This window comes from Streptomyces sp. NBC_00385 (assembly GCF_035917155.1).
Taxonomy (GTDB): Bacteria; Actinomycetota; Actinomycetes; order Streptomycetales; family Streptomycetaceae; genus Streptomyces; species Streptomyces poriferorum.
Genome location: NZ_CP107951.1, coordinates 7,843,807 through 7,857,345, shown reverse-complemented (window position 1 = coordinate 7,857,345; position 13,539 = coordinate 7,843,807). Strand labels below are relative to the sequence as shown.

At 69.4% G+C, this 13,539-nt stretch carries 6 protein-coding genes; 1 reads left to right on the top strand and 5 read right to left on the bottom strand.

Translation table 11 applies throughout. The features are described 5' to 3' along the window. Positions 1 to 23 precede the first annotated feature (23 nt). The 5 genes from OG959_RS35005 to OG959_RS34985 all read right to left on the bottom strand — a co-directional run bounded on the left by OG959_RS35005 (position 24) and on the right by OG959_RS34985 (position 12,070). A complete protein-coding gene (locus OG959_RS35005; protein ID WP_326664974.1) occupies positions 24 to 281 on the bottom strand; it encodes an acyl carrier protein in 258 nt (85 codons plus the stop codon). Next, on the bottom strand, positions 274 to 2,196 hold the full coding sequence (locus OG959_RS35000) for an HAD-IIIC family phosphatase (RefSeq protein ID WP_326664972.1): 1,923 nt from the start codon (positions 2,194 to 2,196) through the stop codon (positions 274 to 276). The genes OG959_RS35005 and OG959_RS35000 overlap by 8 nt, the downstream gene beginning before the upstream one ends. After that, positions 2,193 to 3,233: a ketoacyl-ACP synthase III family protein gene (locus tag OG959_RS34995; RefSeq protein ID WP_326664970.1), complete on the bottom strand. Its 1,041-nt coding sequence runs from the start codon at positions 3,231 to 3,233 to the stop codon at positions 2,193 to 2,195. The genes OG959_RS35000 and OG959_RS34995 overlap by 4 nt, the downstream gene beginning before the upstream one ends. A 102-nt stretch (positions 3,234 to 3,335) precedes the next feature. After that, a complete protein-coding gene (locus OG959_RS34990) occupies positions 3,336 to 5,456 on the bottom strand; it encodes a SidA/IucD/PvdA family monooxygenase (RefSeq protein ID WP_326664969.1) in 2,121 nt (706 codons plus the stop codon). Positions 5,457 to 5,458: 2 nt separating this feature from the next. Then, on the bottom strand, positions 5,459 to 12,070 hold the full coding sequence (locus OG959_RS34985) for a non-ribosomal peptide synthetase (protein ID WP_326664967.1): 6,612 nt from the start codon (positions 12,068 to 12,070) through the stop codon (positions 5,459 to 5,461). A gap of 432 nt (positions 12,071 to 12,502) precedes the next feature. Between OG959_RS34985 and OG959_RS34980 the strand changes: the two genes are divergently transcribed. After that, positions 12,503 to 13,462 (top strand): thioesterase domain-containing protein, encoded by a 960-nt coding sequence (locus OG959_RS34980; protein WP_326664965.1) that lies wholly within the window; start codon positions 12,503 to 12,505, stop codon positions 13,460 to 13,462. The last annotated feature ends 77 nt before the right edge of the window (positions 13,463 to 13,539 follow it).

The following is a 13,539-nucleotide window of genomic DNA, read 5'->3' as shown; positions in this document are numbered from 1 at the left end:
GGCTCCTCGTCCCGCGGCGGCGGTCACCCGGAGGGGGTGGCCCGGGCCGCGAGGTGGCGGGAGATCTCGGCGGCCAGTTCCCCGACCGTCTCGATCCTCAAGTAGTGGCGCAGGTCGAGCCGGACCTCGTAGGTCTGCTCGATGTTGGCGAGCAGGCGCACGGCCACCATGCTGCCCCAGCGGCCGAGCCCCGCGAACCGCGAGTCGGCGTCGATCTCGTCCACCGGGTGCCGGGCGACGCGGGCGACGAGGGCGGGCAGGGTGGTCATCACGTCAGGCATGGTCGAGTGCCTCCTTGGGCGCGAGGGTGATCCAGTCGGGGGTGAGAGCAGGCAGCTCGTCGAGCCGTGCCAGGTAGCGCAGGGTGACGTTCCCGTCAGAGTTCCGGTCGCGGCAGGAGAGGCCGGCCTCGGGGTAGAAGGACGCCCCGGGCCCGTTGCGATCCGTCGGTGTGAAGTCCGCCTCCAACAGGACGGCTCCCTCCGCCCGGGCTCGGTCGGCGACGTACTGGAGCACGGCCCGTTCGACGCCCCGGGAGAGCACCCGGCAGCTCAGGACCATGTTCCGCACCGTCCAGCGTTCGGTTCCCCGGTCCAGCCACACCCCGCCGACCACGCCCTCGGCGCCGAAGCGGTCGGTCACCTCCACGGTGAGCACGGCGTGGTCGGCCGAGCCGGCCATCCGGCGGGAGAGCCCCTCGCCGTGGGCCGTGCCGGTCATGTTGAACTGGTTGGTGCGTCCTTCCAGCTGGACCAGGCGGGGCAGGGTGAACTCGTCGGCCGGGCCCACCAGGACCTGGATGCCCAGGCCCCTGAGGTACTCGTCGACCGAGCCCTGCGCGTCGCCGAACCGGCGCCTCGCACGCCGTCTCCGATAGAGCGTGGTGCGCTCGGTGTCGGTGGCGGTGGTACCCAACTGGGCGAAACGGGCCGGGTCGAGGACCTTGGAGGAGTGGCCCGCGGGGTCGCCGTCCAGGTGGACGACGTCCACCTGCGGCAGCGAGCCGCGGACCAGACCGCACTCGAAGGCACTGTCGTCGGCGAACGCGAACGCGTCGAGTCCCAGGGAGAGTTCCTCTGCCAGCGCGGCGATGCGGGTGTCCTTGGGCTGCCAGTCGGCGAGTACGGCGACGAAGTCGTCCGGCCGCAGCACCATGTCCGGATGGCCGGCGAGCACCTGGTCCACCATGCCTGCGTCGTTCTTGGTGCACACGGCGAGCAGTACTCCCTGGCGCCGCAGGGCGAGGGCGCGGCGCTGGAGGTCGGTGTAGCAGTCGCCCGGGTACATACTGCCCAGTTCGATGCCGGCCGGGCCGTCGTCGCCGACGACGCCTCCCCACAGGGTGTTGTCCAGGTCCAGCACCAGGACCTTGCGGCCGAGGCCGGTGACGGCGCGGGCGAACGCCGCCGCCTCCCGGGCGCAGACGAGTTCGACGTGCGGTGTCCACGCCATCCGGCCGAAGCGGTAGCGCCGTTCGTCCCGCAGCGGGCCCGGGGCGTCGGCGAGCGCCGCCTCCAGGTCGAAGGCGTACACCCCGGCGTGTTCCTCGCCCGCCCGCAGCAGCACCGTGTTCGCCTCGCGCCAGATCCGGCCGAGCGCGGCCCTGGAGCGGTAGCCGATCACGCTGTCCCGGTCGGCGCGGGGCAGCGGCACGGTGTGCAGCAGGACGGCGGAGCCGGTGCGCTCGGCGAAGGCGGCCGCTGCCGCGCCGGCGGCGGCGGCCTGTTCGACGAGGGCGTCGCGCACCCCGTCCAGGCCGGACGGGTCCCAGTCGACGGGGAGCAGTGAGCCGGAGTCCCGGAGGCAGAGCGTCACCTCGGGCCGGAAGGCGGCCAGTGCGGACGCCGGGTCGGTGAGCTGGTCGCCGAGCCGGTCGTAGGGGCAGAGGTGGATCTCGGCGTCGAGCCCGGAAGCCAGCAGCGCGGTGCGCAGCAGCGGCACCACTCCGTCGGCGGTGAAGGTGGCGGCGACGGCGATCCGCAGGGGCGCGGTACGGCGCGGCGCGGCGCGGGAGACCCGCGCCGCGGTGACACCTTCCAGCAGGAGACCCGCCTCGCACAGCAGCAACGGGTCGTCGGTGCGGGCGAGTCGCTGCCCGAGGTCCGGGTCGGTCGCCTCAGATGACAGCAGCAGGGCGTCGACGCGTTCGAGCAGGTCGTCGGCGGGCGCGGGACCGAACGGATCGGGGCCGGTCATGACGCGCCGGCCGACCACCGGGGCTGCTCCAGAATCTCGACCAGGACACAGGCGTAGGTGAATCCCATGCCGATGCCGCACAGGGCGACCAGGTCGCCCGGGCCGACCTCGCCGGTCTCCAGGAGGTGGGTGAGGCCGGCGATCTGGTCCGCTGCTCCGATGTGGCCGACCCTGCGGCCCCACTCCCAGGTGGTCTTCTCCTCCTCGATCCCGAACATCTCCCTGAACTCGACGTCGTCCAGGGTGCGGCCGACGTTGGTGAGCACCCACCGGTCGATGTCGCCCGCCTCGAGCCCGGCGTCGGCCAGGGCGACGGAGACGCTCTCCTGCTGCCGTTCGGTGAGCGACTGGACGATCTTGAGCAGGAGTTCGCCGTTGTCGACGAGGTAGTCGTCGCGCCGGGACCGCAGGTCGACCGGAGTGTCCCCCGAGCCCTCCTCCTCGAAGGGACTGTTGCCGAGATAGACCGCGCCGTAGGTGCCGTCGCTGATCACCGCCGTCGACAGCAGCCGGGCCACCCCGCCGGCCCGGGAGAGCACCAGGCCGGTGCCGCCGTCGCCGAACACGACTCCCTTGTCCGAGCTGTACCGGTCGAAGGCGGGCAGGGCGAAGACGTCGCTGGTGGTGAGCAGCGCGGACGCCGTGTCGGAGCAGTTGGCGAGGTAGGCCGCCGCGACCTCCACGGCGGCGAGCCCGCCGTTGGAGTACTGCTTGATCTCGACCGCGGCGGCGCTGCCGCCGACGGTGCGGCCCTGGACGTAGGAGGCCGGGGCGAAGTGGTCGAGGCCCTGGTAGTTGCAGCTGGAGTGGACGACCAGGGCGATGTCGTCGGCCGCCGTGGAGCGGTCCATCACCAGGCTGCCCGCCTTCACGGCGAGTTCCACCGCGGGCCCTTCGTCGACGACGCTGATGGACAGGAAGCCGCCTGCGGCGGCCTCGTCGGCGTCGTAGCGGCCCTCCGCCACGGCGTCCGCCGTCTGCTCACGACGGCCGAGCACGGCCGCGCAGGCATTGACATAGATTCCGTTCCACCTCATGGGACGCGGTCTCCTTCCGAGTTGTCGTCCCCGGCTCCCCGTCCGGTCCGTGCCGGGCGGGTCCGTGGCCGCGGGTCTCGCCTGATTCCGCTCAGCGGTCGGTCACCGCGCGGTCTGCCTCTCGCTCTCTTCGGCGGTCGCCCTCCCGCCGGTCCGCATGCCGCCCACCGGACAGCCACCGGTGCCCGGCCCGCTGAGCGGTTCGAGGACATCGGACCGCGGTGTCAGGTCGAAGGCCCGCTCGATGAAGGACTGCTGTTCCGCGGTCATGTCGCGCGCCATGTCGGCGGCGGCCAGCTCTCGGTTGGCCTCGTCGGATTCCTGCGACAGCTTGAACCTGCCGGTCAGTTCGTGGATGTCGACCTCGAAGCCGATGACGTGGCCGATGAGCTGGTCGATCCGCTCGTCGTCGGGGCGCAGCCGGTAGGAGCCGGGCTCCGGTTCCGCCTGTTCGCACAGGCCGTCGAAGACCCGCATCAGCTCGTCCCGGGAGGAGAACAGCCTGGCGTGACCGTGCACGTGGACGGACATCGAGTTCCAGGTGGGCAGCTTGTCCGCTTTCAACGCGTCCGGCGAGAGGTACGAGTTGGGGCCGTGGAAGACGATGGTGACCGGGCGGTCGCTCAGGAGTTCCACCTGGGGGTTGGACCGGTCGAGGTGGCCGATGAGCATGCCGTGCTCGCCGCCCCGGTCGCGGTCCACCACGAGCGGGACGTGGGTCACCAGGACACGGGCGTCCCGGTCGGCGGAGATGACCGTGGCGAAGTTGAACCGCTCCATGACGGACCGGATCCGCTCGGGGTCCTTCTCCACGTACTGGCTCGGCGGGTAGAGGCCGACGGCCACCGGGTGCGCGGCGGGCAGCCGGCCGCGGATGTCGTCGAAGATCTGCTGCGACCTGAAGGGCAGCAGCGACAGCAGTGTGTCGCCGATGCCGTACGCGGACTCCGCGTACCCCTGCACGTAGAAGCCGGCGGTGAACCGCTCGTCGGTGCGCACCCGGCAGTCGGCCGAGACGAGCAGTTCGCCCGAGTCGTCGTGCCGCAGCAGCGGGGAGAGGTCTCCGAAGACCGCGGTGTTCAGCTGCCGGGTGTAGCCGGTGGCGAGGACCAGGCCGTCGCAGCTCGTCGTCCGGTCGGGACCGCCCGTCCGGTCGCGCACCTCGACGCTCAGCCGGCCGGCGTCCTCGACGACCCGGGTGACGTCCGAGGCACGGTGCACCACCAGCCGGGGGGTGCCCCGGACCTCGTCGGCGTAGGTGAGGTCGTAGAGATCGTCCAGGTAACCCGCCTCCACCGCACCGTAGTTGGTGTTACGCAGTTCGCTCCGGAGCACGGCCCGCCGACGGGCCTCGGCGGCGTAGAACTCCCCGGCGTTGTGCTGGTAGAACTGCTCGTTCACGAACGGGTTGTTGTCGGTGGCCCGCAGCGCGTATCCGGGGACGAAGAGGTGGACCCGCGCGTTCGGGTAGTGGTTGAGCATATGGGCGGTGATCTCGGCGGCGCTCTGGCCGTCGCCCACCACCCCGAGGTCGAGAGCGGCTTCGTGGTCCGGGAACCGCTCGGGGAAGCCGGACAGGAACGCGCTGGAGTGGATGACCGACGACGCGTCGCATATCTGCCCCGGCGCTCCACGGCGCGGGGTGCCGCCGCCGGCGTGGACGACGTTGCGTGCGTAGAGGTCGTGGACCTCACCGGACCGCGCGTCACGCACCCGGACGCGCAGCAGGTCCAGCGTCTCCGAGTCCGGTCCCGCCACCGGAACGACCGCGACCACCTCGGACTCGTACCTGACGACATGGCCGAAGTGCTCGGAGACCCAGCTCAGGTAGTCCTGGTACTCCAGTCGGGTCGGCCGGTTCGCCCCGACGTTGATGAACTTCTCGAGCCTGCCCTTGGCCTTCAGATAGGAGAGGAAGGTGTAGGGGCTGGCCAGGTTCCGCAGGGAGACCAGGTCCTTGAGGTAGGAGATCTGCATCCTGGCGCCCTCGAGCAGCATGCCCGGATGCCAGCGGACGCCGGTGTTGCGCTCCAGGAAGAGGCAGCTTCGCCCGGGGTCGAGTTCCTCGGCCGCGATCGCCAGGGCCAGGTTGGAGGGCCCGAAGCCCACGCCGATCAGGTCGTACGGATCGGCCGGGCGGGTTCCCCGGCGGGGCTCGGATGCGATCTCGGTGGCCGGCCGGCCGTTCACGGAAGGGGAAACGGCTCCTGTCTCGATTGGCATGCTCACAGCACTCCTATGGTCCGGGTCTCGGTGAACGCCGCGACGGCCGCCACGGTGGGGTCCTCGAAGAACCTCTGCGGCGGGACCTCGACGCCCACCTCGTCCCGTACGCGGGCGACGAGCCGGATGACGAGGAGCGAGTGACCGCCGAGATCGAAGAAGTTGTCGTGTATGCCGACACGTTCGAGGTGCAGGACTTCCTGCCAGATGATGACGAGGGCCTCCTCGGCCGGGGTGCGCGGGGCGGTGTACTCCCGGGCCGGCCCGGTGCTTCCGGGCCGCGGCAGCGCGGCCCGGTCGACCTTGCCGTTCGGCGTACGGGGCAGGGCGTCGACAACCACCAGCGCGGACGGAACCATGTATCCCGGCAACGCCGCACGCAACGCCCGGTCGACGGCGGCGAGAAACCCGGCTTCCTCCCACCCGGCACCCGGACCGGGGACGAGGTGGGCAACGAGAGTGCCGCCGGACGGACCGGTCTCATCCACCGTGACCACCGCCTCACCGACCAGACCCGAACGATCGAGAACCGCCTCGATCTCACCCAGCTCGATCCGGAAACCACGCACCTTCACCTGATGGTCGACCCGGCCCCGGAACTCCAGCTCACCCTCCGGACTCCACCGCGCCAGATCCCCCGTGCGATACAACCGGCTGCCCGCCGGACCGAACGGACTCGGCACAAACCGCTCCGCCGTCAAACCCGGCCGGCCCAGATAACCCCGCGCCTGACCCGCACCACCCAGATACACCTCCCCCACCACACCCACCGGCACCAACTCACCCCACCGGTCACACACAAAGGCCTGCGTACCGGCAATCGGCCGGCCCACCGTGATCCGCCCACCATCACCGACCTCGCACCACGTCGAATACGTCGTGTCCTCCGTCGGACCGTACAAATTGAAAACCCGCACCCCCGCATCCACCCCACGCACCGCATCCACCACCGAAGAACGCAACACCTCCCCCGCCACATTCACCGCACCCACACCCGACGGAAAACCCGACGACGCCACCAACGCCTCCACCGCGGACGGCACCGAATTAATCAACGAAGGAACCGGCACCACCTCACGCTCCACCAACTCCAGCACATCACGCACCACCACCACCGACCCACCCACAGCCAACGGCGCAAACACCTCAAAAACCGAAAGATCAAAACACATCGAAGTCGACGCCAGCACCCGCGACAACAACCCACCACTCACACCACCGAAAACACCGACCGCCCACTCCACGAACGACACCGCATTACCATGCGACAACACCACACCCTTCGGCACACCCGTAGAACCCGACGTATAAATGCAATACGCCGCACTCCCCGAAAACACCTCCACACCAGGCCCCACAACCGACCCCGAACGAAACACCCCCTCATCCACACACACCACCCCCACACCCTCAGAAACCAACCCCTCAACCACCCCCAACACCGACGAATCACACACCACCACACCCACACCACTGTCCACCGCCATATGACGCAACCTCGCCTCCGGATAACCAGGATCCAAAGGCACATAACCACCCCCCGCCTTCAACACCGCCAACATCCCCACCACCATCCCCACCCCACGAGGCACACACAAACCAACCAGACAATCAACCCCCACCCCCCACTCCACCAACCTCAAAGCAACCGCATTCGCCCAACCATCCAACTCCCCATAACTCACACCCACCCCATCACACACCACCGCCACCGCAGACCGACACTCCACCACCCGCCGCTCAAACAACTCATGCAAACCCACAACCCCACCACCAACCACACCACCACCCCCACCGAACAACTCCAACTCACCCCGCGCCACACCATCAAGAACCCCCACCTCATGAACCCCCACACCCACATCACCCACCACCCCCTCCAACAACACCACAAACAAACCCACCAACCGCTCCACAGAACCCCGGTCAAACAAATCCGAAGAGAACTCGATCTCCCCCTCCAGCCCGTTTCCGGGACCGGTCTCGGAAAGGAAGAAGGCCAGATCGAACTTGGCGGTCCTGGAGTCGTGCTCGTAGAAGCCGATGTCCAGGCCGGGGAGGGTGATGTCGCGGTTGCCGAAGCCGGGCACCGACGTGCCGGGCTCGGACTTGGACCCATGCGTCGTGGTGTAGCTGTAGGTCACCTGGAAGAGGGGGTGCCGGGAGAGGTCGCGGACGGGCTGGATCTCCTCGACCAGCTTCTCGAACGGCAGGTCGCGGTGTGCGTCGGCCCGCAGCATGGACTCGCGGACCTGGAGGAGTTGGGACTCGAAGGTGTCCCCGGGGGACAGACGGGAGCGCAGGACCAGGGTGTTGACGAAGAGGCCGATGAGGTTCTCGGTCTCCAGCCGGTCCCGGTTGCCGACCGCGTACCCGACGCAGAAGTCGTCCTGGCCGCTGTGGCGGTGCAGCAGGATGTTGAAGGCGGTGGCGACGGTCATGAAGACGGTGGCGTCGTACGCGCGGCTGATCTCGCGCAACGCGTCGCTGAGTTCGGGGGTGAGGGCGAACGAGACCGTGCCGCCGCTGTGGCTCGGCGTCGACGGCCGGGGGCGGTCGACGGGCAGATCCAGCGCGTGCTCGGCGCCGTCGAGGTAGCTGCGCCAGAAGGCAAGGTGTTCCTCGACCTCCCGGTCCTCGAGCATGCGGTTCTGCCAGCGGGCGAAGTCGGTGTACTGGACGGGCAGTTCGGGCAGGATCGCCGGCCTGTCCTCGACGAAGGCGCCGTAGAGGGCGGACAGCTCGGTGAGCAGCACCTCAAGTGACCAGTCGTCGCCGAGGATGTGGTGCATGCTGACCATCAGGATGTGCCGACGGGGGGCCGTCCGGACCAGTCCGATCCTGGTCAGGGGTCCGTTGGCCAGGTCGAACGGCAGATCGGCCTCCGCGGCGACCGCCTCGTCGCCGCCGCGCTGCGGATCCGGGGCCGTGGAGACGTCGATCAGGGGCAGCGGCCGGTGGACGAAGTCCCGCACCACCGGCTCCGGTGTACCGCCCCGCTCGGGGAAGACCGTCCTGAGTACCTGGTGCCGGCGGATGATCTCGTTGAGCGCGCGCTCCAGGGCGTCCGGGTCCAGTTCGCCGTCGAGCCGCCAGGCCGCCGCGATGTTGTAGAGGCTGCTGTCCGGGTTCATCCGGTGCAGGAACCACATGCGCTGCTGCGCGTACGAGGCGACCAGCGGCTCGCCTACCGAACCCGCGGTCAGCACGTCCTCGCTGACCCGGCCTGCCTCCTCCACCGTCTTGGCCAGTTCGGCGACGGTGGGTGCGTTGAAGACGTCACGGAGCCGCACGTCCGCCTGGAGAACCCGGCGTATGCGGGCGACGAGCTGGGTGACGAGGAGCGAGTGACCGCCGAGATCGATGAAGTTGTCGTGTATGCCGACACGTTCGAGGTGCAGGACTTCCTGCCAGATGATGACGAGGGCCTCCTCGGCCGGGGTGCGCGGGGCGGTGTACTCCCGGGCCGGCCCGGTGCTTCCGGGCCGCGGCAGCGCGGCCCGGTCGACCTTGCCGTTCGGCGTACGGGGCAGGGCGTCGACAACCACCAGCGCGGACGGAACCATGTATCCCGGCAACGCCGCACGCAACGCCCGGTCGACGGCGGCGAGAAACCCGGCTTCCTCCCACCCGGCACCCGGACCGGGGACGAGGTGGGCAACGAGAGTGCCGCCGGACGGACCGGTCTCATCCACCGTGACCACCGCCTCACCGACCAGACCCGAACGATCGAGAACCGCCTCGATCTCACCCAGCTCGATCCGGAAACCACGCACCTTCACCTGATGGTCGACCCGGCCCCGGAACTCCAGCTCACCCTCCGGACTCCACCGCGCCAGATCCCCCGTGCGATACAACCGGCTGCCCGCCGGACCGAACGGACTCGGCACAAACCGCTCCGCCGTCAAACCCGGCCGGCCCAGATAACCCCGCGCCTGACCCGCACCACCCAGATACACCTCCCCCACCACACCCACCGGCACCAACTCACCCCACCGGTCACACACAAAGGCCTGCGTACCGGCAATCGGCCGGCCCACCGTGATCCGCCCACCATCACCGACCTCGCACCACGTCGAATACGTCGTGTCCTCCGTCGGACCGTACAAATTGAAAACCCGCACCCCCGCATCCACCCCACGCACCGCATCCACCACCGAAGAACGCAACACCTCCCCCGCCACATTCACCGCACCCACACCCGACGGAAAACCCGACGACGCCACCAACGCCTCCACCGCGGACGGCACCGAATTAATCAACGAAGGAACCGGCACCACCTCACGCTCCACCAACTCCAGCACATCACGCACCACCACCACCGACCCACCCACAGCCAACGGCGCAAACACCTCAAAAACCGAAAGATCAAAACACATCGAAGTCGACGCCAGCACCCGCGACAACAACCCACCACTCACACCACCGAAAACACCGACCGCCCACTCCACGAACGACACCGCATTACCATGCGACAACACCACACCCTTCGGCACACCCGTAGAACCCGACGTATAAATGCAATACGCCGCACTCCCCGAAAACACCTCCACACCAGGCCCCACAACCGACCCCGAACGAAACACCCCCTCATCCACACACACCACCCCCACACCCTCAGAAACCAACCCCTCAACCACCCCCAACACCGACGAATCACACACCACCACACCCACACCACTGTCCACCGCCATATGACGCAACCTCGCCTCCGGATAACCAGGATCCAAAGGCACATAACCACCCCCCGCCTTCAACACCGCCAACATCCCCACCACCATCCCCACCCCACGAGGCACACACAAACCAACCAGACAATCAACCCCCACCCCCCACTCCACCAACCTCAAAGCAACCGCATTCGCCCAACCATCCAACTCCCCATAACTCACACCCACCCCATCACACACCACCGCCACCGCAGACCGACACTCCACCACCCGCCGCTCAAACAACTCATGCAAACCCACAACCCCACCACCAACCACACCACCACCCCCACCGAACAACTCCAACTCACCCCGCGCCACACCATCAAGAACCCCCACCTCATGAACCCCCACACCCACATCACCCACCACCCCCTCCAACAACACCACAAACAAACCCACCAACCGCTCCACAGAACCCCGGTCAAACAAATCCGAAGAGAATTCAAATCCGCCTTCGATTCTGCCCGAAGGGGTTTCGGAGAGCAGTAGGGAGAGGTCGAACTTGGCGGTGCTCTCCGTCAGGTCCACGCGCTCGAGGTCGAGGTCGCCCATGGTGAGCTCGCTCTCCGCGAGATAGGTGAAGAGCACCTGGAACAAGGGCTGATGACTGGCCCGGCCGCCGGGAGCGACTTCCTGGACCAGACGCCCGAAGGGGAGGTCCCGGTGCTCGTAGGCGTCGATCAGGTTGTCCCGGACCTGGCGTACGAACTGTTCGAAGGTGGGCCGGCCGGAGAGGTCGGAGCGGAGCACGAGGGTGTTCAGGAAGAAGCCGACCAATTGCTCGGCATCGGGGTGGTTGCGCCCGTCGACGGGCAGGCCGACGCTGATGTCGTCCTCGCCGCACCAGCGCGACAGCAGGGTCTGGAAGGCCGCGAGCAGCACCATGAAGGTGGTCGCGTCGTTCCGGCGCCCGAGTGCGGTCAGGGACTCGACCAGGGGTGCGGGCAGGGTGAAGCGCACCACTTCGCCCCGGAAACCGGGGGTCGCGGCACGGGTGCGGTCGAAGGGCATGTCCAGGGTGGCGGGGGCCCCTTCGAGGCGGCCGGTCCAGTAGCCGAGGAGTTCACGCAGTCGCTCGCCGCGCAGGGTCTCGCGCTGCCTGAGGGCGTAGTCGGCGTACTGGGCCACGGGCGCGGGCAGCGGTGACGGCTCGCCCCGGCGGAACGCGTCGTAGAGGACTCCGAGTTCACGGAAGAGGATGTCGAAGGAGGTCCCGTCGATCATGATGTGGTGGGCCGTCACGGCGAGGACGTGCTCCTGCCCGCCGGTTCGCACGAGCTGGAGCGACATGGGGCACCGGGCCGCCAGGTCGAGGTGGGCCGCGGCGGCCGTGCGCAGCACCGCGCGCAGCGCCTCGTCGCGCTCGCCGACCGGTACTCCGGTCAGATCGTGCCGCTGCAGGACCGGGGTGGTGGCAGGTTCGACCACCTGCCGGGGAACCCCGTCGACGTCGGCGTAGTGGGTACGCAGCACCTCGTGGCGGCGGACCAGATCGGTCAGCGCCTCCAGCAGGGCGGCCTCGTCCAGGGCGCCGCGCAGGCGCACGGCCGACTGCTCGTGGTAGGCGGCCCCGGTCTCACCGGTCCGGTGGAGGAACCAGAGGCCCTCCTGGCCGAGGGAGAGCGGCACTTCGGCAGGGCGCTCCGGCCTGGCGAGACCGGCCGCGGCGGCCGGTCGCACCCGGGGAGCGGTTCCGGACCCCGCCGCGCCGTCGGCCGGCTCCGTCCGCAGCAGCTCGGTGATCTCCTCCTTGGCCGCCCGCAGCGCGGCCATCCGCCCGGTGCTCAGCCCTTCGTCCGACCGGTACCGCAGACGGTCACCGTGCACCCAGAGCCGCACGCCGTCCGCGCGCAGTTCGTCGAGCAGTCGGCGGGCGTCGGTCTTCGGCGGCGATCCAGTCATGGCAGAGCCCTTTCTGGCACGCGGAACCGGCCGGCTGGAGCGGGCGGCCGAGGAACGTCCGGGCGGCGATCGGCTGGTGGCACCCGGAATGCCGGGTGGTCCGCCCCGTTCCGGAAGTGAGGGAAAGGCGGGTGAATTCCCCGCTGAAATTGTCTTTCGGCGTCATGGCGACGGCGGGCCGTAACTGCAACTCCGCCCACCGTAAGCAGCGCCCATGAGCCCGTCAATCATGTGCTTCCACGACCCCCCGGGCGGCATTCCAACTGAGGATTCTCCTCAGTTGAACACCTGCTTTTCCCGGCCCGCGCGCGAGTTCCCGGCGGGTGCGTTCCGCCGGACGTGCGCCGGGTGACCGGCCGGGCCACCCTGGGCCGGTACGGGACGCGCGCCGCCCGGCGCCGTCCGGACCCGCGACAGGGGACGTGATCGGTCATGATCGACCAGCTGCTGCACGACCTCCGCAGCAACAACGTGCGCATCTGGGCGAAGGAGGGCCGCCTGCACTTCGACGCGCCGAAGGACGCGATGACCCCCGAGATGCTGGCTCTGCTGAGCGGCGCGAAGGAGGAGATCCTGCGACGCCTGGAGGAGGGGCCCGGGGAGCGCCGGGCCGGTTGGGAGGAGACGCCCGGCGAGGAGCCGGGGCCCGGGGGCGGGGTCCGGCTGCATCGGCTCACGGCCGCCGCCGACGGACTCGTGGTCTTCGTTCTGCCGGCGGCGGGCGCCGGGCCGTCCTTCTTCCGTCCCTGGGCCGCGGACGCGCCGGCGGGCGTGGAGGTTGTGCTGGTCCACACGCCGGGCCGTGAGGAGCTGATCCGCGACCGGCCCTACCGCGGCGTGGCCCCTCTCGCCGACGCGATCGCCGCGGCGGTCGACGGCTACGGGGACCGTCCGTTCGCCGTCTTCGGGCACAGCGCGGGAGCCCTGATCGCGCATCAGGTGCTGCGCAGGGTGCGATCGGATGCGGCACGGCTCCTGGTGACGGCGGCGTCCACGCCCCCCGACCGGGTGGTGGGAGAGGTCGCGGCCATGACCGACGACGATCTGCTGGCCGCGATGGCGGCCTGGGGCGGCACACCGGACCAGGTCCTCGACGACCCGCTCAGCCGGAGCGGGTTCCTGCCGTGTCTGCGCGCCGATCTGGAGGTCGTCGAGTCCTGCGCCAGGGCGGAGGGCGACATCGAGCCCATCGATGTGCCCGTCCTCGCCCTGGCGGGTTCCGAGGACACCTTCGCCCCGCTGTCCGAGAGCCTGCGCTGGGCCCGGTGGAGCACCGCCGGCTTCCGGGCGCATCTCGTTCCGGGCGGCCACTTCTTCCCCGCCACGGAGGGGGCAGAGATCCTGGCCCTGGTCCAGCGGCACGCCGGCGCGCCCGCCCCCCGGGGCGCCTGACGACGTCCTGGGCCCGCCCCGTGCGGAGCCGGCCCAGGACGTCCGGCCGTCGTGCGTGACCGGGCCGGGAACCGTTA